We start from the raw sequence: 25024 nt of genomic DNA, 5'->3' as shown, positions 1-25024 counted from the left end.
CTGGAAGAGAATGCCGTCATCCATAAAAGGGGATGTACCGGGAACTCCACCATGGCCACTGCAGAGAACGTCGCCGAAGGCCTGCCGGCCGCCGATGCGCCACCCGCCTCCGGGCCGCCCTCGCGCTTCCAGCAAACGCTGCAGAACATCAATGGGCTGAGCCAGCGGCAGAAAATTGCCGCTGCCGCGGCGATTGCGCTCGCCATCGCGCTGGTGGTGGGCGTGCTGCTGTGGAACCGGGAACCGGCCTACGCGGTGCTGTTCTCCAACCTGGACGACCGCGATGGCGGCACCATCATCAACACCCTGCAACAGCAGAACGTGCCCTATCGCATGTCTGGCGATGGCCGCGCCATCCTGGTTCCCCAGGAACAGGTGCACCAGATCCGGCTGCGCCTGGCGGCAGAAGGCCTGCCCAAGGGCGGGCTGGTCGGTTTCGAGCTGCTGGAAGCTCAGAAGCTGGGCGTTTCCCAGTTCCATGAGCAGGTGAACTACCAGCGCGCGCTGGAGGGCGAACTGGCGCGCACCATCCAATCCATCGCCACCGTGTCCAGTGCGCGGGTGCACCTGGCGATGCCGAAGCAGACCGCCTTCCTGCGCGACGACCAGAAACCGACCGCCTCGGTGATGGTGAACATGCGCCCGGGCCGCTTCCTCGACCCCAACCAGGTCGCCGGCATCGTGCACCTGGTGTCGTCCTCGGTACCGCGCATGAGCGCGGACGGGGTGAACATCGTCAACCAGGATGGCGAGCTTCTCACCAACAAGCCGGACCCGCTGCGCCAGGCCGGGCTGGACCCGACCCAGCTGCAGTACGTGAAGGAAATCGAGACCGGGCTGATCCGTCGTATCGAAACCATCCTCACACCGATGTTCGGCAAGGACAACTTCCGCGCCCAGGTAGCGGCGGACGTGGACTTCAACCAGGTCGAGCAGACTGCCGAGACCTACAAGCCCAATCCAGCGCCCGACCAGGCCATCCGCAGCCAGCAGACCACCGAAGAGTACAAACGCGACCGTACCCCGCAAGGGGTGCCCGGCGCGCTCACCAACCAGCCGCCGGTGCCGGCCACCGCGCCCATCACCAACCCGCAGGTGCCGCCCAACCAGGCTGGCACCACCCAGCAGGGCGACAGCAGCCGCAGCGCGGTGCTGAACTATGAGCTGGACCGCACCATCCAGCATGTGAAGCAGTCGCTCGGCCAGATCAAACGCCTGTCGGTGGCGGTGGTGGTCAACCAGCGTCCCGGCCCGGGCCAGGAAGGCCAGCCGCAGACCATTCCGCTGTCGGACGAGGAGATCGCCCGCATCACCAATCTCGTGCGCGAGGCGGTGGGCTACAACCAGAACCGAGGCGATACCATCAACGTCGCCAGCAGCCCCTTCACCGCCGGCGACGCCGAGCCGTCGCTGCCGCTGTGGAAGGACCCGGACGTGCTCGAACTGGCCAAGGAGGCGTGGAAGTACATCCTCATCCTGGCGGTGCTGGCCTTCGTGTATTTCGCCATCCTGCGGCCGCTGATGCGTACCGTGATCCCGCCTCCTCCGTCGCCCGAGGGCGAAGGCGCCGCTGGCGGCCCCGGTGGAGAAGGCGGGCCGGGCTTCGGCGACGAGGACGAGGATGCCGAAGTCGAGCTTTCCCCCGAGGCACTTGCAGGCCAGACTTACGAGAACAGGCTGGAGCGCGCCCGCGAGTTGGCACGCCAGGATCCCAAGCTGGTCGCCGGTCTGATCAAGGAATGGATGGGCCTGAATGAGGAGGGACGCAAATGACGCCGGAAGAAGGCCTGGAGAAGAGCGCCCTGCTGCTGCTCACGCTGGGCGCGGATGAAGCGTCCGAGGTTCTCAAGCATCTCGGCCCACGGGAAGTGCAGAAGCTGGGCATGCAAATGGCCACCATGGCGCCGCAGCCGCGGGCCAAGGTGGAGGCCCTGCTGGACGAGCTCGAAGCCCACTTCGCCAAGGGTGCGCTGGTGCATGCGGACGAGGAACAGATCCGCCTGATGCTGACCAAGGCGCTGGGCGACGAGCGCGCCGCCCACCTCATCTCCCGCGTACTGCAGGGCTCGGACACCGCCGGCATCGAGAGCCTGAAGTGGATGGACGCCCCGACCGCCGCCGACCTCATCAAGAACGAGCATCCGCAGATCATCGCCACCATCCTGGTGCACCTGGAGGTGGACCAGGCGGGCGACATCCTCAAGCACTTCCCCGACCGCCTGCGCAACGACGTGGTACTGCGCATCGCCACGCTGGACGGCGTGCAGCCGGCCGCGCTGAAGGAGCTGAACGACTCCCTCACCCGCATGCTGGCCGGCGCCTCCACCGTCAAGAAGGCGGCCATGGGCGGCGTGCGCCATGCGGCGGAAATCCTCAACTTCGTCGGCTCGGCGGCGGAAACCGCGGTCATCGACAATGTGCGCGAGTACGACCCCGACCTGGCGCAGAAGATACTGGACGAGATGTTCGTGTTCGAGAACCTGATGGACATCGACGACCGCGGCATCCAGACCATCCTGCGCGAAGTCCAGTCCGACTCGCTCATCGTCGCCCTCAAGGGCGCCTCGCCCGACCTGCGCGAGAAGGTCTTCAAGAACATGTCCAGCCGCGCCGCCGAAATGCTGCGCGAAGACCTGGAGGCCAAGGGTCCGGTGCGCCTGTCCGAGGTGGAAGCCGAGCAGAAGGAGATCCTCAAGATCGTCCGCCGCCTGGCGGAGGAAGGCCAGGTGATGATGGCCAGCAAGGGCGGGGACGATGGCTTCGTCTGATAGGAGCGGCCGGTGAGCATCACCCGCAACCAGGCCTCGGGCGCCTATCGCCGCTGGCAGCCGCCCTCCTTCGACGGCCGCGAGGAAGCCCCTGCGCCAGAGGCCACGCCTCAGCAGGACACGCCGCCGGCAGAAGACCCCGCCGCGCCGCCCCGGCCGCAACGGCCGGTCGCTGCGCCCACGCTCGAGCCCGAAGCCGAGATCCCCCCGCCCTACCCCGGCGTGCAGCTGCCCACGGTGGAGGACATCGAGCGCATGCACGAGCAGGCGCGCGAAGAAGGGCGCAAGGAAGGCCACGCCGAAGGCTATGCCGCCGGCCACAAGGAAGGCGAAGCCGCCGGTCGCGAGCAGGGCCACGCCGCCGGCTATCAGGACGGCAAGGCCCGGATCGAGGCAGAAGCCCGGCGTTTCGGCGAACTGGCGGACAACCTGGATCAGGCGCTGGCGAAGATAGACGAGGAAGTCGCCGAGGAACTGCTCGGGCTGGCGGTCGCCATTGCCCGCCAGATGGTGCAGCACACCCTCGCCACCCATCCCGAAGCGGTCGCCGAAACCGTGCGCGCCGCGCTCATGCAATTACCGCAGGGGCATGCCCATATCCGCCTGCATCCGGACGATCTCCAACTGGTCCAGGAACACCTGGGCGAACAACTCGCCCACAGCGGCCACCGCCTGGCCGAAGACGACAGCCTGACCCGCGGCGGCTGCCGGGTGGAATCGCCCGGCGCCCAGGTCGACGCCACCATGGAAACCCGCTGGCGCCGCGTGCTGGAACAACTGGGCCGCGAAGACGCCACCTGGGAGCCGGAGCGGTGACCGAGCGACACGGCGAAACCTGGCGCGCCTTCCTCCAGGACGGCCGGCAACTGGTGGAAAGCGCCAGCCCCTTCCAGTACGCCGGCCGCCTCACCCGCATCAACGGTCTGGTCATGGAAGCCGCCGGCCTCAAACTGCCGCTGGGCTCCGGCTGCCGCATCCTGGTGCCCGGCGGTGGCGCGGTAGAGGCGGAAGTCGTCGGCTTCAACGGCGAGAAGCTCTACATGATGCCGACCGACGACGTCTTCGGCCTCGCCCCCGGCGCCCAGGTGCTGCCGCTGGAAGCCGGGCACCCCAAGCTGATCGCAGGCAAGCGGGTCGGCCCCCGCCGCCGCGCCGCCGACCGTGCCAAGCACTTGCCGGTGGGCGAAGCCCTGCTCGGCCGGGTGGTGGATGGCGCCGGCCGGCCGCTGGACTCCCTCGGCCCTTTGGTCACCCAGGAAAGCCGCTCGCTGCAAGGCCGCTCCTACAACCCGCTCAACCGCGCCCCCATCACCCAGCCGCTGGACGTGGGCATACGCGCCATCAACAGCCTGCTCACCGTCGGCCGCGGCCAGCGTATCGGCCTCTTCGCCGGCTCCGGCGTCGGCAAATCGGTGCTGCTGGGGATGATGGCGCGCTTCACCATGGCGGACATCATCGTCGTCGGCCTGATCGGCGAGCGGGGGCGCGAGGTGAAGGAGTTCATCGAGCACAACCTGGGCGCCGACGGCCTCGCCCGTTCGGTGGTGGTCGCCGCGCCGGCCGATACCAGCCCGCTGATGCGCATGCAGGGCGCCGCCTATGCCACCACCGTCGCCGAGTACTTCCGCGACCAGGGCAAGCAGGTGCTGCTGATCATGGACTCCCTCACCCGCTACGCCATGGCCCAGCGCGAGATCGCCCTTGCCATCGGCGAACCGCCGGTCACCCGCGGCTATCCGCCGTCGGTGTTTGCCCGCCTGCCAGCGCTGGTGGAACGCGCCGGTAACGGCCCGGAAGGCGGCGGCTCCATCACCGCCTTCTACACCGTGCTCGCAGAGGGCGACGACCAGCAGGATCCCATCGCCGACTCCGCCCGCGCCATCCTCGACGGCCACTTCGTGCTTTCCCGCAGCCTGGCGGACCAGGGCCACTACCCGGCCATCGACATCGAGCAATCCATCTCCCGCGCCATGCACAACCTGGTGGACGACACCCACTTCGAGCTCGTACGCCGCTTCAAGCAGTTCTTCTCCCGCTACCAGCGCTCTCGCGACCTGATCGCCGTCGGCGCCTACCAGGCCGGCGCCGACCCCATGCTGGACCTCGCGGTCGCCCTCTACCCGCGGCTGGAGGGCTTCCTGCAGCAACGCATCAACGAACGCGAAGGCTATGAAGGCGCCATCAGCGAGCTCGGCGGGCTGTTCCCGACCAAGCCCTGAATCCCCACGGGGAACCAGACTGGCGACGAACGGACTATTTGTCATCAAACTGCGCGCGTAGCATCTTTTCATTCCCGCACGAAGAAATAAGCCATGAACGGGAAATTCCCCCTACAGCCTCTGCTCGATCTTGCCCAGAACCGGATGGACGATGCTGCACGACGGCTGGGCGAATTGATCGCCTCCGAGCGAGACAGCCAGCAGAAACTCGACATGCTGCAGAACTACCGCAACGAGTACCACGAGCGTTTCATGCAGGCCGCACGCGAGGGTATCGGGCCGGATGCCTGGCGCAACTTCAGCACCTTCCTCGGCCGCATCGACGAAGCCATCGCCAGCCAGGCCAAGCTGCTCGAACAATCCCGCCACCAGACCGTCCAGGGCCAGCAGGCCTGGCTCGCCCAGCGCAACAAGGTGAAGGCCTTCGACACCCTCTCCCAGCGCCATCAGGCCGGGGTGGTGCGCAGCGAAAACCGGCGTGAGCAGAAAATGACCGACGAGCACGCCGCCAAGCGGCGCGGCCAGGAAGAAGAATGAGCCCGGCGGAGGCGGCCTCGCCGGCCCGCCTCCCGTCATCCCCGCCACAGCTTGGCACGGGGCTTGCTGAACGGTAGCCGAACACGCCACCGAGGTCATAGAGCATGCCAGCCAACGTCACCCAATCCAGCCTCTCCTTCTCTGCCGCCAGCCTTTTGGGCAGTACCTCGGACGCCACCGGCACCCCCCGCGCCGCCACCCGCAGCGCCACCTCCAGCGACAACTTCTCCCGCATGCTGGCCGGCCAGATGAGCAGCACCCGCAGCGAATCCCGCGGCGCGGTGCAGGACACTACCGCCAGCCGCGGCACCGAGCGCCAGCAGGCCCGTGAAACACAACGGGAAAGCAGCCGCAGCCGAGAGAACGGCAACACCGAGGCCACCCGCCAGCGCGAGCGCACGAGCAACGAGAATACCCGCGCCAGCCAACCGCAGAAGAGCGCCGCCGAAGCCACCGACTCCCAGGCCACCACCGCCGGCAGCAACAAGGCCGCCACCCCATCCAGCGAGGACACGGCCGCCACCGGCGGCGACAAGGCCGCCCAGCAGACCGCCGCCACCGACGCCGCGGCCCAGCAACAGCAGGCGGGCCAGCCCGCAACCGCCCTTGCCGGGCTGCCGGCAGCCATTGCCGCCCTGATGAACAAGGTTGCCGGTGAAGGCACCGAGGGCGAGGCTGCACTTGCCGGTGCCACGGACAGTGGCAAGCCGGTGACGACCGGCATCGTCGCGGATGACACCTCGGGCAAATCGCTTCAGAATCCCGCCGATGCGCTGCGGGCCGCGGTGGATGCCAAGGTTTCGGCCGCCGACAAGCCGAATTTTGCGGCGCAAGCCCAGGCCCAGGCGGCAGCGGCCGCTTCGAGCGCGGCAGACCGGCCGGCCACCGCCCTGCAAGCGGGGCCGGGCGAAGCCGGATCCGCCCTGCAGGGCGCGGCGGCACTCACTGCGTTGCGCCACCAGGTGTCGTCTCCGCAGAGCACCACCCCGCAACTCCCGGTGCAGACGCCTGCCGGCCAGAATGGCTGGGCAGAAGACGTCGGCAACAAGGTGGTGTGGATGCTGGGGCGCGCGGAGAGCAAGGCCGAACTGGTGCTGACGCCGCCGAACATGGGCAAGGTCGAAGTCTCCATCCATCTGAATGGCGACCAGACCACCGCCCATTTCGTTGCCGCCTCGCAGGCCGCGCGGGATGCACTGGAGCAGGCGCTGCCGCGACTGCGCGAGATGCTGCAGCAATCCGGCATCAGTCTGAGCCAGGCAGATGTCAGTACCTCTGGCGAGCAGCAGGCGGGCACACAGGACGGCAGCGGCAAAAGCGGCGGCGGCAACCGCAGCGTAGGTGGAATCGAAGGCACCGAGGGCGGCAGCGCGCCGGTCTGGGTCAAGCAAACCGAAGGGATGGTCGACACCTTCGTCTGAAGCGTATGAATTGGGGCGGCTCTGCCCCACTTTTCCGCGCTTGGCGGGGCGCGACGATCCCGGATAATGGAATCGTGAGAAAAGGAGAGTCGCATGGCGAAAGCCCCCGCCAAACCGGAAGAAGGCGCCAAGGAAGCCGCGCCCAAGAAAAGCGGCAAGCTGCTGCTGATCATCGTCATCGTGCTGCTGCTGGTGCTGATCCTCGCCGCGGGGGGCGTCGCCCTGCTGCTGCTGCTCAAGAACAAGGGGGGGGGCGGCGGCGACAGCCATGCCGAGGCCCCGCCGGCTGCCGCGGCGCCCGCCGGGCCTGCCAAGATCGACCTGGCCAAGCCGCCCTCCTTCGTCACCCTCGACCCCTTCACGGTGAACCTGCGCAGCGACGAGGGCGACCGCTACCTGCAGACGGTGGTGGTGCTGCGCGTCAGCGACGAGAAGCTGGCGGAGAGCCTGAAGGGCTTCATGCCGGAGATCCGGCACCGCATCAATCTGCTGCTGTCCAACCGTCTGCCGTCGGAGGTCGCCACCGTCCAGGGCCGCGAAGAGCTGGCCAGCGACATCCTCGACCAGGCCAACGAGGCGCTGGGCTTCCCGCCGCCGCGCGAAACGTCTTCGCGCCGGGCGCCGCCCACCGGGCCGGTGCAGGCGGTGCTGTTCAACTCCTTCATCATCCAATAAGGCAACTGGAACGGCCATGGCCGCGGATTTTCTCTCCCAGGAAGAAGTCGACGCCCTCCTCCGCGGCGTAAACGGGGAGAGCGACGAACCGGAGGCGGCCGACTCCGAACAGGGCGGCATCAAGCCGTACAACCTGGCCACCCAGGAGCGCATCGTGCGTGGGCGCATGCCCACCATGGAGCTCATCAACGAGCGCTTCGCCCGCTATCTGCGCATCGGCCTGTTCAACTACATGCACCGCAACACCGAGATTTCGGTAGGGCCGATCAAGGTGCAGAAGTACGCGGAGTTCGTCCGCAACCTGGTGGTACCGACCAACCTCAACCTGGTGCAGGCCAAGCCGCTGCGCGGTACCGGGCTGGTGGTGTTCGACCCCAACCTGGTGTTCCTGGTGGTGGACAACATGTTCGGCGGCGACGGCCGCTTCCACACCCGGGTGGAGGGCCGCGACTTCACCCAGACCGAGCAGCGCATCATCCAGGGCATGCTCAACGTGGTGTTCACCGAGTATGGCCGGGCCTGGGCGCCGGTGTTCAAGCTGGAGATGGAGTACATCCGCTCGGAGATGAACTCCCAGTTCGCCAACATCGCCACGCCCTCGGAGATCGTCGTTTCCACCAGCTTCTCCCTGGACCTGGGCGGCGCCCAGGCGGAGATGCACATCTGCTTCCCCTACTCCATGGTGGAGCCGATCCGCGACCTGCTCTACTCCACCATGCAGAGCGACCACCTGACCCAGGACAAGCGCTGGATCACGCTGCTCACCCGCCAGCTGCAGACCGCCGACGTGGAGCTGACCTGCGTGCTCGGCCACGCCCGCGTCACCCTGCGCGACATCGTGAACATGCGGGTGGGCGACGTGATTCCGCTGCAGGTGTCCGACCTGCTCACCGCCGAGGTGGACGGCGTGCCGGTGCTTGAATGCCGCTACGGCACCCAGAACAGACAATACGCAATGAAGGTGGAGCGCTTCCTCGGCCCCGAGGAAACCGACGCGCCGCCTGTGCCCGGAGCCCAGCATGGCTGACGAAGAGAATCAGATTACCGAAGACGACTGGGCGGCAGCCATGCAGGAGCAGGCTGCAACCGAGGCCCAGGCCGACCCTGAAGCCGCCCAGGTTGCCGCCGACCTCGCCGCCGCCGCGGCCGGCTCGCCTTACCAGGCCAAACCGGCCAGCCAGCTGTTCGAGGATTTCGGCAACAGCGGTACCAAGCCCGGCTCGCTGAACGACTTCGACATGATCCTGGACATCCCGGTCCAGATCACCGTCGAACTCGGCCGCACCAAGCTCTCCATCCGCAACCTGCTGCAACTCGCGCATGGTTCGGTGGTGGAGCTGGACGGCCTCGCCGGCGAGCCGATGGACGTGCTGGTGAATGGCACCCTGATCGCCCAGGGTGAAGTGGTGGTGGTGAACGACAAGTTCGGCATCCGCCTCACCGACATCATCACGCCGGCCGAGCGCATGCGGAAAATCCGCAACTGAGCGGCGGCTGCGCATCATCCGCCCGGACGCAGCGCACCCTTGGAGCCCCCTGGCGAACCTGCCAAACGCCTGCTCGCCGCCTCAATCCCTCTCTTCAGCCTTCTCCTCGGCCCGGCTCAGCGTCCCCGCCAAAGCGGGGAATAGTCGGGCTTTTCCCCGCTTTATCGCCGCCTGCCCCACGTGCGCGCGGGATTAGGCTAGCCGCGTCGGTAGCCTATCCTCGTCCCGTGCGCCTCCTCCTTACCTCACTCCCCTTGCTTGCCATGCCCGCCCTGGCGGGCATGGCCCCTCCAGCCATTGCGGCCGATCCGGCACCGCCGGCTCCTGCGCCACTGCCTACGACGGATCTGACCTCCAATGTCGGCCAGATGATCTTCGGCCTCGTCATCGTCATTGCCCTGCTCGTCGTCTGCCTGTGGCTCATCAAGCGGCTGGGCGCGCCGCGGGGCAGCGCCGCCGCGCTGAAGGTGCTGGGCGCCGCCCCAGTGGGACCGCGCGAGCGGGTCGTGCTGGTGGAACTGGGCGAAAAGGTGCTGGTGCTGGGCGTCGCCCCCGGCAATGTGCGCACCCTGCACGTGATGGGCAAGGACGAACTGCCGCCCGCCGCTGCCGGCGGGCCGGCCGCCTTTGCCGGCAAGGATTTCGCCGGCTGGCTGAAACAATCGCTGGAGCGGAGCCGCAATGCGGGTTGAACGTTTGATCCGCCTGGGCGCGGGCCTCGCCCTGCTGGCCGGCGCCGGCCTGGTGCTGGCGCAATCGCCCACCCTGCCGGTGGCACCGGTGCTGCCGGCGGTCACCACCACACCCGGTAGCGGCGGCGGTACCACATACAGCCTCACCATACAGACGCTGGCCCTGCTCACCCTGCTGAGCTTCATTCCGGCGATGGTGCTGATGATGACCAGCTTCACCCGCATCATCATCGTCTTCTCCCTGCTGCGGCAGGCCATGGGCACCCAGACTTCGCCGCCCAACCAGGTGATGCTGGGGCTGGCGCTCTTCCTCACTTTTTTCATCATGTCGCCAGTGGCGGACAGGGTTTACACCGAGGCCTACCTGCCGATGTCCGAGGGCCGCATCGGCATGGACCAAGCGATGGAGCGCGCCTCGGTGCCGGTCAAGGCCTTCATGCTGAAGCAGGTGCGGGAGCCCGATCTGAACCTTTTCTCCGGTCTGGCCAAGATCGAGCCGGTGGAAAAGGCGGAAGACCTGCCCATGCGGGTGCTGATCCCGGCCTTCGTCACCTCCGAGCTGAAGACCGCCTTCCAGATCGGCTTCATCGTCTTCATCCCCTTCATCATCATCGACATGGTCGTGGCCTCGGTGCTGATGTCCATGGGCATGATGATGATGTCGCCGGTGATCGTCTCCCTGCCCTTCAAGATCATGCTGTTCGTGCTGGTGGACGGCTGGACGCTGATGATCGGCTCGCTGGTGCAGAGCTTCGCCGTCTGAGCACGGCACGCGAGGAATCCCATGACTCCGACTACCGTGATCGACCTCGGCCGCCAGGCCATCGAAGTGACCTTGCTGATCTCCGCCCCGCTGTTCCTCGCCGCACTGGTCACCGGCCTCATCATCAGCATCTTCCAGGCGGCCACCCAGATCAACGAGATGACGCTCTCCTTCGTCCCCAAGGTGGTCGTCATGTTCGTCACCCTGGTGGCGGCGGGGCCGTGGATGCTGACCCAGCTCACCGACTTCATGCGCCGGCTGTTCGAGTCGATACCGCAGATGATCGGCTGAGGCGCCGGTGCTCAGCGTCACCTCCGCCCAGCTGGATGCCTGGCTGGCCGCCTTCATGTTTCCGCTGGCGCGCCTGCTGGGCCTGTTCGCCACCGCGCCCATCTTCGGCAACCGTGGCGCACCGGCGCAGGTGCGGCTGGGCATAGGCCTGGGCATCTCGCTGGCGCTGCTGCCGGCGCTGCCACCGATGCCGGAAGTGCCGCCGGGCTCTGGCATCGGCCTGCTGATCATGATCCAGCAGATGTTCATCGGCATCGCCATCGGCTTCGTGGTGCGCCTGGTGTTCGCCGCTGTGGACATGGCCGGCGCGCTGATCGGCATGCAGATGGGCCTGTCCTTCGCCATCTTCTTCGACCCGGATGCCGGCGGCCAGACCGCGGTGCTGTCAGACTTCCTCACCCTGGTGGCCACCCTGCTCTTCCTCGCGCTGGACGGCCACCTGCTGCTCATCCATGTGCTGGTCAGCAGCTTCGAATGGCTGCCGGTCGGGGTGGAGCCGCTGCGCGCCGAAGGCTGGGGCACCATCGCCCGCATGGGCGCGAGCATCTTTTCCGCCGGCCTGCTGCTGTCCCTGCCAGTGGTCGCCATGCTGCTGGTGGCCAACATCGCCATGGGCATCCTGACCCGGGCGGCGCCGCAACTGAACCTCTTCGCCATCGGCTTCCCGATCACGCTGGCCGCCGGTTTCCTCGGCGTCGCGCTGGTGATGGCGAGCTTCGCGCCGGTGGTGCAGAGCATGTTCGAGCACAGCCTGGACAACATCGCCCGCATGCTCACCGCACTCGCCCCCCTGCCCCGCTGAGGCTGCGGCCAGCGGCTGGCGGCCTAGAACTCTGGGAACTGGCGGGATTTCACCAGGCGGATCTCGGCGCTGGCCACGCGATGGGCGAAGGGCCGCGTCGACTCTATGCCCTCTTCGTAGCGCAGGATGTCGAAGCCGGCGTAGCCGCCCTCCTGGGCCACCTGGCGGGCGTTACGCATCAGCACCTGGCGCGCCTCGCCCTCGCCGCCGGTCACCAGCCGCTTCATCGCCAGGTCGAAGCGGACCACGTCCTCGCCCATGGGCGCGGCGCGCACTTCCCAGGTCGGCGAGAAGGGATCGTAGATGGCGTAGGCGACCAACGCGCCGGCGATGAACTCCGGTTTGAAGTAGCCGCTCTGCCGGGCCATCATGTAGCCGCCCACCGTGCCGGCGGCGATGCCGCCGTAGTCCCGCACCGCGTCGGCGGTCTGCTGCCTGGCCTTTTCCGCATCGAAGTTGTCCACATAGTCCTGGACGCTGGCGCAACCGCCCAGCAGCAGCACGGCCAGCGCGGCGAGCACCGGCCGGCCCAGGCTGCCCCCCTTCTCCCTCACCGTGTCCATCGTCGCCCTCTTACAGGTAGTTGAACAACGACAGGTTGGAGACCTGCATGAAGGACTGCTGCGCCGCCTGCAGATAGGTCTGCTGCTGGGCGAGGCGAGAGATGGCATCCACGTAATCCACATCCATCAGCCCCGAGATCACCTCCGAGTACTGCAGGTTGAGGTCGCTGCCCAGGCTTTGCAGGCTCTCGGTCTCGGTCAGTTGGGAGCCGACCTGGGCACGCACCTTGAGGATGTTCTCGAGGGCACCATCCAGGTTGTCCAGGCCGACCGCCACCGCGCCGCCGGCCATGCCGGAGGGCCCCGGCCGCTCCATGGAGTCGATCAGCAGGCCGAGGTTGTCGAACATGTTGTTCGACGACACGAAGACCTCGAAGCGGTCGCCGTCGCCCGGCGTGCCGCTCACCGCCAGGTTCACCCCGATATAGTTGGGCGAGGTCGGATCCGCCAGGCTGGTGAGGTCGGCCAGGCCGGTGGCGATGGTGACGCGGTCCGGGTTGCCGGGCTCGTATTCATAGACGTCGTAGCCGGCGGGATCGTTGTAGACGATCTCGTAGCGGCGGCCCAGCTTGTCCATGTCGATGGAGCCGTCGGCCAGCGGCGCGAGGGTGCCGGTGAGGCTGGCGTCGCCGGTGTTGGCGGTGCCGTCGGCGTGTTCGCCGGTCAGGGCGGCGACGAGGTCGTCGTTCACTTCCCGGGTGGCGGTGAAGATGTCCGAACCGGGCAGGCTCACCGGCATGTAGCGCGAGGCGGAGACTTGTATGGTCTGGGTGCCGTAGTCGCCGGCGTAGCTCACTCCGGCAACGCTGCCGCTGAAGGGCTGGACGTTGGAGCGGTAGCCGGAGAACAGGTAGTCGCCGGTACCGTCCTGGCTGTTCGCCAGCGCCAGCAGGCTGTCGAACTGGGCACGCAGGTCGGTGGCCAGGTAGCCCAGGTCCTCTTCCTTGTAGATGCCGTTACCGGCGGCCACCGTCTTCTCGCGGATGTACTGCAGGGTGTCGTCCACCCCGGTCAGCTTGTTCTCCAGCAGCTTCAGGCGGTCTTCGGCATAGCCGGTGTTGGTCATGAACTGGGTGTTCACGCCCTGGGACTGGCCGATCTCCAGCGCGCGGGAGGCGGCGATGGGGTCGTCTGCGGGGGTCAGCACCCGGCGGCCGGTGGAAAGCTGCTGCTGGGTGTGCAGGAGATCGCTCCATTGCCGTTGCATGGAGCCGACGCCCTTGTCGTAGATCATGTTGGTCGAGATGCGCATGATGACTTCTCTCCTTAGCGCGCGATCGACAGCACTTCGTCGAACAGGGTCTGGGCCACCGACATCACTTTGGCCGAGGCCTGGTAAGCCTGCTGGTAGCGGATCAGGTTGGCCGCCTCTTCATCCAGGTTGACCCCGGAGAGCGAATCCCGCGCATCGGTGGCCTGGGCCAGCAGCGACTCCTGCGCCTTGAGATTCACTTGCACTTCCCGCGCCTTGTTGCCGACCTGGGTCACCATCTGCGCATATACCGATTGCAGGGTGGCGGTGGATTCGCCGTTGCTGCCGGCCAGCATCACCTTGGTGGTCTGCAGCGCGCCCATGGCGACCGCGTTGCGGTTGTCGGCGGTGCCGGCCTGGGTGGGGCCGAAGGATAGCGACTCGCCGTTGGTCCAGGCGCCGACGGCGGTGAATTCGAAAGTGTAGGTGTCCGGCGCGGTCCCGCCAGTGATGCGGAACTTCGCCCCGGCGCTGTCGGTGGAGGGGTTGTAGGCGCCGCTGGCCACCCAGGTGCCGGTGCTGCTGTCGTAGCGCTCCAGCGTGCCGCTGGAGGCGGTAAAGGTGTTGGTGGCGGAGTCGAAGCTCAGGGTGATAGGCGCGAAGTCGGCCACGCCGTCGCCGCTGCTGTCCAGCCCGGCCACCGAGGTGGTCTTCACATTGGTGATGCGCTCGCTGACGGTGCCGGTGTAGTTGCCGGGCGACACGCTGACCGGGTCGCCGGCGGCAACCTTGCGCGGGTCGGTGATGGCGACGGCGATGTCGCGCGCAGCATAGCGGGTGGGCTGGATCAGCAGGCCGTCGGTGGGGATCTCCGACGGATCGGTGATATTGATGTTGAGCCCGCCACCGCTGTAGCTGCCATCGGCCTGCAGAGTCAGCGGAATGTTGACGCCGCCGGTGGTCCTCAGCGTGTAGTTGGTGCCGTCGTACTTCAGCACGTAGTCGGCAGCGGTGAGCTGGGAGACGTTCTCCACCGACACCGAGACGGTGTTGATGGCCGGCGTCAGCGACGGCGTCGGGCTCTTGAAGAACTCGCCGCCGAGCACGCCGTCCAGGTCGATACCGAGCGCCTGCTGGGCATTCACCGTTTCGGCGATGCCAAGCGCGATCAGGCCCAGGGTGTTCTGGGCGGTATCCAGCGTTTCGCTGCGGAAGGTGAGCAGGCCGCCCAGCGTGCCGCCGCTGAGCAGGCGCTCCGGCAGGATGTTGGCGACGCCGTTGTCCGACACCAGGGCGATGGCATTGCGCTGCGGGTCGTTGGGATCGGGCACCGCGGCGAGCTGGGTCACCGTGCCGCCGGCGACCAGCGCCTGGCCGGAGCCGACGAAGATGCTGACGGAGCCGTCGCTCTCGGTCACCGTGCTCACGGAAACCAGCTTGTTCAGCTCGGCGATCAGCTGGTCGCGCTGGTCCAGCAGGTCATTGGCGGCAACGTTGGCGCCGCCCACCTGGGCCACGGTGATGCGCTGGTTCATGTCCGCGATCGCCTTGGCGTACATGTTCGCCTGCTCGACGGTGGACACGATCTCGCTCTCGGTACCCTGGCGGACCTCGGAGAGGCGGGCATCCATGGTCTGGAAGCGGGCCACCAGCGCCTGCGCGGTGGAGATCAGCGACTGGCGCGAGGCCACGCTGGTCGGGTTGGAGGCCACTTCCTGCACGCCGGCAAAAAAGTCCTCCAGCGCCGGCGACAGGCCGGAGGTGGAATCGGCAAGCAGGTTGTTGATCTGCGAGATCTGGTCGTTGTACGCCGAGTACTGGGCGACCTTGGTTTCGCTGTTCTTGACCTGGTTTTCCAGATACTGGTTGTAGGCGCGCGTCACCGCGGCGATCTGGGTCCCCTGGCCGAAGAAGCCAACACCGGTGTACAGCGGATTGGCGGTGGTCTGGATCACCGTCTGGCGGTGATAGCCCTCTACATCCGCATTGGTGATGTTGTGGCTGGTGGTCAGCAGCTGTGCCTGTGCGGCTGAGAGGCCGGTAAGACCGATGTTGAGCAAGCCTGCCATGGGAACTACCTCGATTCGCTGGGTTTTGACCCACTACTGCAAGATGCTTGCCAGCGCAAAAACGGCAAAATCCGCCGGCTGGCGAGGGCAGACGCGGGCGAATGCGGGCGAGGAAGGCGGGAGGGCGGAAACGCGCCGCCGCGGCCACAGAACCGCCAGCCAGCGCGGTGGCAAGACCGGCCAGGCCGGACTCAGCCGGCCAGCGCGGTGCGCAGCGTGGTGCCGCGGATGACGCGGGTGAGTTTGTCCGCGTACATCGGGTCGGTGGCGTAGCCGGCCTGCTGCAGGCTGCGGGCGAAGGAGGCGGCGTCGGTCTGGCCCAGCACGCCGGCGTAGCGCGTGCTGCCGGCCAGCAGGTTGGCGTAGTCGCGGAAGGAGTCGGCGTAGGAGTCGTAGCTGCGGAAACGGGCACGCTCGGTGTAGGCGCCGCCGCCGTTGTACTCGGTGACGTCGCGGGCCACGGTGTCGCCGCTCCAGCTGGAGCCCGCCTTGATGTTGAACAGGTTGTAGCTGGAGGAGCCGTCCTTGTCGCGCAGCACCTTCTCGCCCCAGCCGGTCTCCAGCGCCGCCTGGGCCACCAGGAACTGCGGCGGAATGCCGGTGGCGCGGCCCGCCTCCACCGCATGCGGCCAGACTTCGTCGACGAAGGCGCGGGCGCGGGACGAAGCCTGGCCGCCGGCCTCGCGGGCGCCCTGGATGGCCATGTCCAGCCGGCTGGCGAGCGCGCTGGCCTCGCCGTCGTCGCCGTAGATGGCGGCAAACGCCTCCTGCGCCTTGCTCAGCGCGGCGGTGGCGGAGCTGGCGGCATTAATTGCCGCCGGCCGGCGGATCACATTGCCGATGTCGAAGCCCTGGTTCTCTTCCTTGCCGGCGTTCAGCGGCTGGATGACCGCGCCCGGCAGTTCCGTCTTGCCGCCGAGCTGGCGGTAGATGGCGTCGGACAGGCCGGTGCCGCGGCCTTGGGCCATCTCCAGCGCCAGCTGCTGGTCGAGCATGCTCTGGTACATGCGCGTCTGCTCGCTGTCGAACATGCCGTCCTTGGGCGTGGCGTCGCGCATCGCCTTCAGGGCCATCTGCAGGAACAGCGCCTCGAACTGCTTGGCGGCAGCGCGCAGGGTTTCCGGCGAGTCCGGCTTCTCACGCGCGAGCCGCTTCAACTCGTTGAACGAGTTGGGGTCCATCGCGTTGAGCTGGCCGACGCTCACCTCAGATCACCTCGAGTTCCGCCCGCAGCGCGCCGGCGGACTTCATCGCCTGCAGGATGCTGACCAGGTCCATCGGCTTGGCGCCGAGCGCATTCAGCGCCTTGACCACGTCGGCGAGGTTGGTGCCGGCGCGCACGTTGAACAGGGCGCCGGCATCCTGCTGGATGTCCACCTGGCCCTGCTGGGTCACCGTGGTCTGGCCAGCGGCCAGCGGGTTGGGCTGGCTCACCTGGTTCTCGTTGTTCACCGTGACGGTGAGGTTGCCGTGGGCCACCGCGCAGTTCTGCAGCGTCACCCGCTGATTCATCACCACCGAGCCGGTGCGGGAGTTCACGATCACCTTGGCCGCCTGCAACATCGGCGTCACCGTGAGGTTCTCCAGTTGGCCGATGAAGGCTACCCGCGCCGAGCTGTCCTGCGGCGCCCGCACCCGGATGCTGCGGCCATCCAGCGCTTCGGCGCTGCCGGGCGAGGCGATGTTGATCGCGTCCACCACCCGGCGGGCGGTGCCGAAGTCGGTGTCGTTCAGTTCCACCATTACAAAGTCGCCCTGCCCCACCGCAGTGGGCACCGCGCGCTCCACGGTAGCGCCGCCGGGCACCCGGCCGGCCGACAGGTGGTTGATGGTCTGCGAGGCGCCGCCGCCGGCCTGCGCGCCCGCGCCGCCGACCACCATGTTGCCCTGCGCCATCGCATAGACCTGGCCATCCACGCCCTTCAGCGGCGTCATCACCAGGGTGCCGCCGCGCAGGCTCTTGGCATTGCCGATGGAGGAGACGGTGACGTCGATCTGCTGCCCCGGCCGGGCAAAGGCCGGCAGCGTGGCGGTGACCATGACCGCGGCCACGTTCTTCAGCTGCAGGTTGGTGCCGGTGGGTAGGGTGACGCCCATGTTGCCGAGCATGTTGGAGATGCTCTGCACGGTGAAGGGCGTCTGCGTGGTCTGGTCGCCGCTGCCGTCCAGGCCGACCACCAGCCCATAACCGATGAGCTGGTTGTCGCGCACGCCGGCGATGGAGGCCAGATCCTTGATGCGCTCCGCCGCGCCGGTAACGGCCGGGGTGGCGGCCAGCGCCGGCGCAGCCGGCAGGCCGAGGGCAAAGACCAGCAGGAGGGCGGGAAGTGTGGGGCTGCGCATGAACGTCGTCTCCGCTTTAGAAGGGCAGGATCACGCCGAAGAAGCGCTGCAGCCAACCCATGGTGGTGGACTCGTCGATGAATCCGCTGCCACGGTACTCGATGCGCGCATCCGCCACCTGGGTGGACTGCACGGTATTGCTGCCGGTGACGGTGAAGGGATTGATCACGCCGGAGAAGCGGATGTACTCATTGCCCTGGTTGATCGCCACCTGCTTCTCGCCGGATACCAGCAGGTTGCCATTGGGATAGACCTCGATGACGGTGACGGTGATGGTGCCGTTGAACACATTGTTGGCGCCCGCCGCGCCAGTGCCGGTGAATTCGGAGGTAACACCCGCGGTGGCATTCAGACCGTTGAGGCCGGACAGCGGCATGTTGGTGCTGGCGGTGATGCCGCCGGTGAGGTTGGAGGTGCGGCTGGCGTTGGCGTTGGCGTTCTTGGTCGCCGTGGTGCGCTCCACCAGGTTGATGGTGATGACGTCGCCGATATTGCGCGCTCGCCTGTCCTCGAACAGCGGCCGCACCTGCGCCGGCTGGTAGATGGCGCCGTTGGCGTTCACCATCTGCGGCCGCGCCTCCGGCCGCGCGGTCATCGGCTGATGGACCATGGTGGCCGGCGTCGGGTAGATGGAAGCGCAGCCGGAGAGCAGTGCCAGGGCAGCGGTGGCGATGAATGCGAGGGCTTTCACGATGCCCCTCCTGTTACAGCTGGGTCAGACGGCCGAGCATCTGGTCGGAGGTCTGGATGGCGCGGGAATTCATCTCGTAGGCGCGCTGGGTCACGATCATGTTCACCAGCTCTTCTGCCACGTTGACATTGGAGGTTTCCACGTAGCCCTGGTTGATGACGCCGGCGCCATTGGTACCCGGCTGGGTGGGCGTGGCGACGCCGCTGGAGGCGGTTTCGTAGAACAGGTTCTCGCCGGCGCTCTGCAGGCCGCCGGTATTGACGAAGGTCGCCAGCTGGATATTGCCGACCTGCACTGGGGTGGTCTGCCCGGCCTGCAGCACGCTGACGGTGCCGTCCTTGCCGACGGTGATGGTGAGCGTGTCGGCCGGAATGTTGATGGCGTCGGCCAGCGGGTAGCCGCTGGCGGTGACCACGTTGCCCTGGTTGTCGAGCTGGAAGGCGCCGTCGCGGGTGTAGGCGGTGGTGCCGTCCGGCATGGTGATCTGGAAGAAGCCGTTGCCCTGCACCGCCACGTCCAGCGAACCGCCGGTCTGCTGCAGGTTGCCCTGGGTGAACAGGCGGTCGGTGGCGATGGGGCGCACGCCGGTACCAATCTGCAGGCCGGAGCCGACCTGGGTCTGCTGGGTGGTCTGGGCACCGGGCTGGCGCACCGTCTGGTACAGCAGGTCCTCGAACACCGCGCGCTGGCGCTTGTAGCCGTTGGTGGAGACGTTGGCCAGGTTGTGGGAGATCACGTCCAGCGACGTCTGCTGGGCATCCAGCCCGGTACGGGCGGTCCAGAGTGAGCGGATCATGATGAGCTCCTGAGTGCGTTCTGTTGTGCGGTTGCGGCCCCGCGCCGTGGAAACGGCTCTGCCGACGATGGAAGCTTAGGCTTGCGGGGGCGCGGTCAATCGATGGATTACCGGGGCAAAAGCCCTGCTGATCACCTGGCGGAGATCACCTGGGTGGCGGACTGGTCATTCTGTTCGGCGGTCTGCAGCATGCGAGTCTGCATCTCGAACTGGCGTGCCAGCGAGATCATGGTGACCATCTGGTCCACCACGTTCACATTGCTGCCTTCCAGGTAACCGCCGGCCACCCGCACGTTGGCGTCCGCCGGCGCCGCGCCGCCCTGGCGCAGGCGGAACAGGCCGTCGTCGCCGCGCACCAGGTCGGCCTCGGCCGGATTCACCAGCTTGAGCTGGTCGATCACGTTCACCACGTTGCCCTGGCCCAGGCCGGAGGGAATGGCGGAGACGGTGCCGTCCTCGCCGATAACGATCTCGCTGTCCGGCGGCAGCGTGATGGGCTGGCCGGTGGCACCCAGCAGCGGCAGGCCGTCATGGGTCTGCAGTACGCCGTTCACGCTCACTTCCAGGCTGCCGTCGCGGGTGTAGGCCTCGGTGCCGTCCGGCATCTGCACTGTCAGCCAGCCCTTGCCCTTCACCGCCACGTCGTAGGCATTGCCGCTGAACTGCAGTGGGCCGGGGGTAAAGTCGGTGGCGACGCTGGCATCGACGACGAAGGCGCGGCTGTGGAAGGCCTCGGTCTGCATTTCCACCGCGCGCAGCTTGTGCATCTCGGTGCGGAAGCCGGTGGACGTCGCATTGGCCAGGTTGTGCGCCACCGCCGCCTGCTGTTCCAGGGTCCACTTGGCGCCGGTCATGGCAGTGTAGATCAGACGATCCATTAACTTTCTCCTGTCCTTGCAACGTGTGCGGCCGGCCGCCGCTTACCTCAGGTTCACCAGCGTCTGCAGGACCTGATCCTGCGTGCGGATGGACTGGGCGTTGGCCTGGTAATTGCGCTGCTGCACGATCATCTGCACCAGCTCGGTGGTGAGGTCCACGTTCGACTCTTCCACCTGGCCGGAGGTGACCGAGCCGAGGATGCCGGTGCCCGGCGCGCCGACCGTGGGCTGGCCGGAGTCATAGGACTCGGCCCACAGGTTGTCGCCCAGTGAGGTCAGGCCCTGCGGGCTGGCGAAGGTGGCCAGCGCAAGCTGGGCGATGTCCTTCGTCAGCCCGTTGGAATAGGAGCCCTGCAGCACGCCGGTGGAGCTGACCGACACACCGGTGAGCGCACCGGTGGTGTAGCCGTCGGTGCGCGGCGAGGTGGTGACGCCGAAGCTGGTGTTCCACTGGGTGGACTTGGTCAGGTCCAGGCTGAAGCTCAGCGCATCAGCGCCAGTGCCGATCTGGGCCGCCGTGCGGGAAATGGTGAAGTTGCCATTGTTGGCCACCGTAGTGTCCAGCACGCCGAAGGAAGTGAAGGTCATCTGCCCCAGCTCTTCCAGCGGCGTGCCGATGTTGGTGGCCGGGTCGGTGGGATCGGGCACCACGTCGTTGGAGAGGCGGCCATACACCGTCCAGGTGTTGGGCGACACGCCGGCCACGTCCGGGTCGCGCACGAAGTACAAGCTCATCAGCGAGGAATTGCCCAGGCTGTCATACACCGTGATGGAGGTGGTGTAGTTGTAGCTATCCACCGGGATGCTGGTGGCGTTGAGGTAGCTGGTGATGTCACTGCCCACCGGATCCTGGTTCAGCGGGTTCTTCTCGGAGGAGTTCAGGTTCACCCCCACCGAGGCGGTGCCGCTCTCCCGCGGCGCGACGTTGGAGGTGTCGATGTAGATCACCGAGGGCTCACCGGCGAACACGGTGGAGGTGCCGCTGTTGTCCACCACCGCGTAACCGGTCAGCTTGTCGCCGCTGGAGTTGATGATGTAGCCATCCTTGTTCACATCGAACTGGCCGTTGCGCGAGTAGGCGATGGTGCCGTCGCTGCGCTGCAGGCGGAAGAAGCCGTTGCCGTTGATCGCCATGTCCAGCTGGTTGCTGGTGGCGGTGAGGTTGCCCTGGGTGAAGGACTGCCACACCGCGGCCACCTTGCTGCCGATGCCGACCTGCAGCGAGGAAGTGCCGCCGACCATCGCCGAGGCGTACATATCGGAGAACAGCGTGCTGCTGGCCTTGAAGCCGACGGTACTGGCGTTGGCCACGTTGTGGGAGATGACGTCGAGCGCCTTCGAAGAAGAATTGAGGCCGCTCAAACCTTGCTGGAATGCCATGTTCGCCGCTCCGGATCAGAGGATCTGCTTGATGTCGTCGAGCTTGAAGATGCCCAGGTTGCCAACCTGCAGGTCGGTGCCGCTGGAGCCGCGGATGACGCTGGTGACCGCCGCGAACTGGAGCGGTCGGGAAACGACGGTGTTGTCGCCCTGAACCGCCTTCACCGACACGGTGTACATGCCTTCGGCGGCCATGCTGCCGTCCTTGGCGGTACCGTCCCAGAGGAAGTTCTGGCTGCCGGCTTCCATGTCGGTGAACTCCAAGCTGGCGACCTCCACTCCCGAGGCATTCTTGATGGTGATCGTCACCGTATCTGCCGGGCCATCCAGCTCGAAGCCGCCCACCGCGCCGGCCTCGGTCAGCTGAAGGCCGGAGCCTTCGACCAGCACGCCGCGGCCGACTAGAGCCGCCGCCTGCAGACCTTCGGCAGACTCCTGTGAGTTGATGAGCTGGGTCATCATGGTGTTCAGCTTCTCGATGCCTTCCACCGTACTGAGCTGCGCCAGCTGGGAGGTGAGCTCGGCGTTCTCCATCGGGTTCATCGGGTCCTGGTTCTGCAGCTGGGTCGTGAGCAGCGTCAGGAACTGGATGCGGGTGTCCGCCGCGGTGCTGGTGGACGAGGTATCCGTACGCGCCAGGCTGGCGAGGACGGCGTCCGAGGTTGAGGTGCTGCTGTTCACGGTGGCCATGCTGTATCTCCGAAATCTGCCCTTCGATTACCGTTCGGCGCTTACTGGCCGATCTGCAGGGTCCTCTGCAGCAAGGTCCGTGCCGTGTTCATCACTTCCGCGTTGTTCTGGTACGAACGGGAGGCGGAGATCATGTTCACCATCTCCTCCACCACGTTCACATTCGGCATTTCCACGTAGCCCTGCTCGTTGGCCGCCGGGTTGGTCGGATCGTAGGTGAGCCGCATCGGCGCGGCGCTCTCCACGATCTGCGTCACCCGCACGCCCACCGAAGCGTCGTCCGCGCCTTCGAGCTGCTTGGCGGCGAAAACCACCTGCTTGGCGCGATAAGGCTGGCCGTCCTCGGCGATCACGCTGTCGGCGTTGGCCAGGTTGGAAGCGGTGGTGTTGAGCCGCAGCGACTGCGCGTTCAGCGCCGAGCCGGCGATCTGGAAAACGTTGAGCATGCTCATGGCCGTTACCCCGCGCTTACTGGCCGTTGATGGCAGTCTGCATGGAACGCAGCATGCCGTTGATGAAGGTGATGCTGGCCTCGTAATGCACCGAGTTCTCGGCGAAAGCGGCGCGCTCCACGTCCATGTTCACCGTGTTGCCATCCACCGCGGACTGCAGTTCGGTGCGGTACTTGGTGGCATCTTCGAGGACGTTGCCGGTGCCGCCTTCAATATGCTTCGGCTGGGTGCGGGACAGCGCCATGCCGTTCTCCTTGCCGCTGAGCACGCCTTCCAGCGCCTCGCGAAAATCGATGTCCTTGGCCTTGTAGTGAGGCGTATCGGCGTTGGCGATGTTCGAGGCCAGCAACTGCTGCCGGTAGGCCTGGACGTTCAGGGCCGTCTGGTGAAACTGGATCTGCTTGTCGAACTGGGTCTTCATCGCCTTACCTCACTCTCCATCGTCCGCGCCGCAGTTGGAAGGCTGGGTGCGGACACTCAGGCCATTGCACCTTCCATGCCACGAATGGTAGCGAGCACCCCGCACGCACCTTGGCGAGATAAGGCCCCGAAAGCCCGGCCAATTTGGCCGCTAGCCGGCGGCCGGCCCGCGGGAATTGCCGGGCCACGGCAATCTTTGCCGCAGGCGTCCGCAAGCGCTGCGGGTTGCCGTGGGCGGCGCGGGCGTGATGCAATCCCGGCATGAGAAAGACAACACGCCTGCTCCGCCACGCCCTTCCCTACGCGCTGCTGCCCCTCGCCTGCCCCGCCCTCGCCCAGCAAGCGCCAGAACCGGTCAATCGCACGGTGCTCACCTTCCTTCAGCAGGAAGCCCGGGGCCTGCCCGGCAAGGTGGAGATCGAGGTCGGCGGCCTGGATCCGCGCAACCAGCTGCCCGCCTGCGCCAGCCTCATCCCCTTCCTGCCCGCCGGCACCCGCGCCTGGGGCCAGATCAGCGTAGGCGTGCGCTGCGACTCGCCGGTTACATGGACGGCCTACATCCAGGCGCGGGTATCCGTCACCGCCGACTATCTGGTGGCGGCACAACCCTTGCGTGCCGGACAGATCGTCGGCCAAGCCGACATCAGCCGCCGGCGCGGCGACCTGGCGGCGCTGCCGGACAACACGCTGACCGACCCGGCTCAAGTCCTGGGTCTGCACACCCGTTATGCAGTGGCCGCGGGCAGCCCGCTGCGCGGGGACATGCTGCGCATTCCGCATGCGGTGCGGCAGGGGCAGAACGTGCGCGTGGTAAGCGCCGGCCCAGGCTTCAGCGTAAGTTCGGAAGGACGCGCAATGAACAACGCCGTGCCCGGCGAGATGGTCCGGGTGCGCATGCCCAACGGCCAGGTGGTAACCGGCACCGCGCGGCCGGGCGGCGACGTGGAGATCCCGCAGTGAAGCGACCGCGCGGGAGATGCCGGGACAGCCGGAACGATTGGTGCTTTAATTGCTAAAGTTTTTCCCCAGCCTGCCGATGACCGGTTGGAGAATCCATCTTGGAGCGGCATCATGAAAATCGAAAGTTCCGGCCCTTCCGTCGGCGGAGTCTCGACCGCCGACACGCGCCAGCGCACCGTGCCGTCTAAGCCGAGCGAGAGCGGCGAGCAGGTTCAGCTCTCCTCGCTGTCCTCCACCATGCAGAAGGCCGAAGCCGCCATCGCCGATACGCCGGTGGTCGACCAGCAGCGCGTCGATGAAATCCGCCAGGCCATCGCCGAAGGCCGATTCAAGGTGGATGCCAATCGTATCGCCGACGGCCTGATCAAGGACGTACGGCAGATGCTGGACGCCCAATCCTGACCTTCCCCATCGCCGCTAATTAGATGCCAGCTCCCACTCCGACTCCTGCCGACATTCAGCGCCTGGCCCTCCTCATCGAAGCCGAGGCCATACAGCTGCGCGAGTTCATCGGCGTGCTGGAGAAGGAGACGGCGCTGCTGATCGCCGCGGACATCGACGCGCTGATGGCGCTGACCAAGGACAAGACCGACCGCTACCGTCAGCTGCAGCGCCTGCACGACGACCGCGCCATGCTGCTCGGCCGCATGGGCCGCAGCCATTCGGACGCGTCCATCCGCGAACTGTGCAAGAACCTGCCGCGGGTACTGGCGCGCTGGGAAGAAGTGCTCACCCTCGCCCGGGACGCCCGCGAGCGCAACCAGCTCACCGGCAAGCTCATCCACGAGCGCATGCAGCACAACCAGACCGCACTGTCGGTACTGCTCGCCGCCGCCGACCAGCCCCAGCTCTACGATGCCGCCGGCAACGCCCGCCCCACCGGCGGCGGCCGCATGCTTGGCAGCGCCTGAGCCGCCCGCTCCCGCCGGGAGCCA

General features: G+C 67.0%; 28 protein-coding genes. 16 read left to right on the top strand and 12 right to left on the bottom strand.

The window, feature by feature from the left end; genetic code table 11:
* Positions 1-51 precede the first annotated feature (51 nt).
* The 13 genes from fliF (at position 52) to fliR (ending at position 11655) form a co-directional block, all read left to right on the top strand.
* Positions 52-1773 carry a flagellar basal-body MS-ring/collar protein FliF gene (gene fliF, locus C7389_RS16490; protein WP_133593482.1) on the top strand — a complete coding sequence of 574 codons (1722 nt, stop codon included), beginning with the start codon at positions 52-54 and terminating at the stop codon, positions 1771-1773.
* The gene (fliG, locus tag C7389_RS16485; protein ID WP_133593480.1) at positions 1770-2768 is read left to right on the top strand and encodes a flagellar motor switch protein FliG; all 999 of its coding nucleotides are present in this window, start codon (positions 1770-1772) and stop codon (positions 2766-2768) included. Before fliF ends, fliG begins: the two co-directional genes overlap by 4 nt.
* A 12-nt stretch (positions 2769-2780) precedes the next feature.
* Positions 2781-3584 carry a flagellar assembly protein FliH gene (fliH, locus tag C7389_RS16480; protein WP_133593478.1) on the top strand — a complete coding sequence of 268 codons (804 nt, stop codon included), beginning with the start codon at positions 2781-2783 and terminating at the stop codon, positions 3582-3584.
* Positions 3581-4987, top strand: coding sequence for a flagellar protein export ATPase FliI (fliI, locus tag C7389_RS16475; protein ID WP_133593476.1), 1407 nt, complete (start codon positions 3581-3583; stop codon positions 4985-4987). The genes fliH and fliI overlap by 4 nt, the downstream gene beginning before the upstream one ends.
* A 93-nt stretch (positions 4988-5080) precedes the next feature.
* Positions 5081-5524, top strand: coding sequence for a flagellar export protein FliJ (gene fliJ / locus C7389_RS16470; RefSeq protein WP_133593474.1), 444 nt, complete (start codon positions 5081-5083; stop codon positions 5522-5524).
* 104 nt (positions 5525-5628) lie between these two features.
* Positions 5629-6945 carry a flagellar hook-length control protein FliK gene (locus C7389_RS16460; protein WP_162851766.1) on the top strand — a complete coding sequence of 439 codons (1317 nt, stop codon included), beginning with the start codon at positions 5629-5631 and terminating at the stop codon, positions 6943-6945.
* A gap of 93 nt (positions 6946-7038) precedes the next feature.
* On the top strand, positions 7039-7620 hold the full coding sequence (locus C7389_RS16455) for a flagellar basal body-associated FliL family protein (RefSeq protein ID WP_133593468.1): 582 nt from the start codon (positions 7039-7041) through the stop codon (positions 7618-7620).
* A 16-nt stretch (positions 7621-7636) separates the two neighbouring features.
* Complete coding sequence (gene fliM / locus C7389_RS16450; RefSeq protein WP_133593466.1) at positions 7637-8647, top strand: flagellar motor switch protein FliM; 1011 nt, start codon at positions 7637-7639, stop codon at positions 8645-8647.
* Positions 8640-9107: a flagellar motor switch protein FliN gene (gene fliN / locus C7389_RS16445; protein ID WP_133593464.1), complete on the top strand. Its 468-nt coding sequence runs from the start codon at positions 8640-8642 to the stop codon at positions 9105-9107. The genes fliM and fliN overlap by 8 nt, the downstream gene beginning before the upstream one ends.
* A 281-nt stretch (positions 9108-9388) precedes the next feature.
* The gene (gene fliO / locus C7389_RS16440; RefSeq protein ID WP_162851765.1) at positions 9389-9799 is read left to right on the top strand and encodes a flagellar biosynthetic protein FliO; all 411 of its coding nucleotides are present in this window, start codon (positions 9389-9391) and stop codon (positions 9797-9799) included.
* A complete protein-coding gene (gene fliP / locus C7389_RS16435; RefSeq protein WP_133593462.1) occupies positions 9789-10562 on the top strand; it encodes a flagellar type III secretion system pore protein FliP in 774 nt (257 codons plus the stop codon). The genes fliO and fliP overlap by 11 nt, the downstream gene beginning before the upstream one ends.
* A gap of 21 nt (positions 10563-10583) precedes the next feature.
* On the top strand, positions 10584-10853 hold the full coding sequence (fliQ, locus tag C7389_RS16430) for a flagellar biosynthesis protein FliQ (protein WP_133593460.1): 270 nt from the start codon (positions 10584-10586) through the stop codon (positions 10851-10853).
* 7 nt (positions 10854-10860) lie between these two features.
* A complete protein-coding gene (fliR, locus tag C7389_RS16425) occupies positions 10861-11655 on the top strand; it encodes a flagellar biosynthetic protein FliR (RefSeq protein WP_133593458.1) in 795 nt (264 codons plus the stop codon).
* A gap of 23 nt (positions 11656-11678) precedes the next feature.
* Here fliR and C7389_RS16420 read toward each other — a convergent pair whose 3' ends face one another.
* The 12 genes from C7389_RS16420 to flgB form a co-directional block, all read right to left on the bottom strand.
* On the bottom strand, positions 11679-12218 hold the full coding sequence (locus tag C7389_RS16420) for a hypothetical protein (RefSeq protein ID WP_133593456.1): 540 nt from the start codon (positions 12216-12218) through the stop codon (positions 11679-11681).
* 10 nt (positions 12219-12228) lie between these two features.
* Complete coding sequence (flgL, locus tag C7389_RS16415; protein WP_133593454.1) at positions 12229-13470, bottom strand: flagellar hook-associated protein FlgL; 1242 nt, start codon at positions 13468-13470, stop codon at positions 12229-12231.
* A gap of 14 nt (positions 13471-13484) precedes the next feature.
* Complete coding sequence (gene flgK, locus C7389_RS16410; RefSeq protein WP_133593452.1) at positions 13485-15479, bottom strand: flagellar hook-associated protein FlgK; 1995 nt, start codon at positions 15477-15479, stop codon at positions 13485-13487.
* Between the two features lie 191 nt (positions 15480-15670).
* Entirely contained in the window at positions 15671-16684 is a 1014-nt protein-coding gene (gene flgJ, locus C7389_RS16405) for a flagellar assembly peptidoglycan hydrolase FlgJ (RefSeq protein WP_133593449.1), read from the bottom strand.
* Position 16685: 1 nt separating this feature from the next.
* A complete protein-coding gene (locus C7389_RS16400; RefSeq protein WP_133593447.1) occupies positions 16686-17822 on the bottom strand; it encodes a flagellar basal body P-ring protein FlgI in 1137 nt (378 codons plus the stop codon).
* Between the two features lie 16 nt (positions 17823-17838).
* Positions 17839-18513, bottom strand: coding sequence for a flagellar basal body L-ring protein FlgH (locus C7389_RS16395; protein WP_246034819.1), 675 nt, complete (start codon positions 18511-18513; stop codon positions 17839-17841).
* A 13-nt stretch (positions 18514-18526) separates the two neighbouring features.
* The gene (gene flgG, locus C7389_RS16390; RefSeq protein ID WP_133593445.1) at positions 18527-19309 is read right to left on the bottom strand and encodes a flagellar basal-body rod protein FlgG; all 783 of its coding nucleotides are present in this window, start codon (positions 19307-19309) and stop codon (positions 18527-18529) included.
* 131 nt (positions 19310-19440) lie between these two features.
* Positions 19441-20187, bottom strand: coding sequence for a flagellar basal-body rod protein FlgF (gene flgF / locus C7389_RS16385; RefSeq protein WP_133593443.1), 747 nt, complete (start codon positions 20185-20187; stop codon positions 19441-19443).
* Positions 20188-20229: 42 nt separating this feature from the next.
* Complete coding sequence (flgE, locus tag C7389_RS16380) at positions 20230-21567, bottom strand: flagellar hook protein FlgE (protein WP_133593441.1); 1338 nt, start codon at positions 21565-21567, stop codon at positions 20230-20232.
* 15 nt (positions 21568-21582) lie between these two features.
* Positions 21583-22257 carry a flagellar hook assembly protein FlgD gene (locus C7389_RS16375; protein WP_133593439.1) on the bottom strand — a complete coding sequence of 225 codons (675 nt, stop codon included), beginning with the start codon at positions 22255-22257 and terminating at the stop codon, positions 21583-21585.
* 41 nt (positions 22258-22298) lie between these two features.
* A complete protein-coding gene (gene flgC, locus C7389_RS16370) occupies positions 22299-22709 on the bottom strand; it encodes a flagellar basal body rod protein FlgC (RefSeq protein WP_133593437.1) in 411 nt (136 codons plus the stop codon).
* 16 nt (positions 22710-22725) lie between these two features.
* On the bottom strand, positions 22726-23130 hold the full coding sequence (gene flgB / locus C7389_RS16365) for a flagellar basal body rod protein FlgB (RefSeq protein WP_133593435.1): 405 nt from the start codon (positions 23128-23130) through the stop codon (positions 22726-22728).
* A gap of 260 nt (positions 23131-23390) precedes the next feature.
* Here flgB and flgA point away from each other — a divergent pair, with 260 nt between their 5' ends.
* The 3 genes from flgA (at position 23391) to C7389_RS16350 (ending at position 25000) form a co-directional block, all read left to right on the top strand.
* Positions 23391-24089, top strand: a complete 699-nt coding sequence (gene flgA, locus C7389_RS16360; protein ID WP_133593433.1) for a flagellar basal body P-ring formation chaperone FlgA — start codon at positions 23391-23393, stop codon at positions 24087-24089.
* 111 nt (positions 24090-24200) lie between these two features.
* The gene (gene flgM, locus C7389_RS16355; RefSeq protein WP_133593431.1) at positions 24201-24491 is read left to right on the top strand and encodes a flagellar biosynthesis anti-sigma factor FlgM; all 291 of its coding nucleotides are present in this window, start codon (positions 24201-24203) and stop codon (positions 24489-24491) included.
* Positions 24492-24514: 23 nt separating this feature from the next.
* Complete coding sequence (locus C7389_RS16350) at positions 24515-25000, top strand: flagella synthesis protein FlgN (RefSeq protein ID WP_133593429.1); 486 nt, start codon at positions 24515-24517, stop codon at positions 24998-25000.
* Positions 25001-25024 lie beyond the last annotated feature (24 nt).

It is taken from the genome of Azoarcus indigens, from assembly GCF_004361735.1.
Lineage (GTDB): Bacteria > Pseudomonadota > Gammaproteobacteria > Burkholderiales > Rhodocyclaceae > Azoarcus > Azoarcus indigens.
The sequence above is the reverse complement of the archived record's forward strand: the minus strand, read 5'-3'. Positions and strand labels throughout refer to the sequence as shown.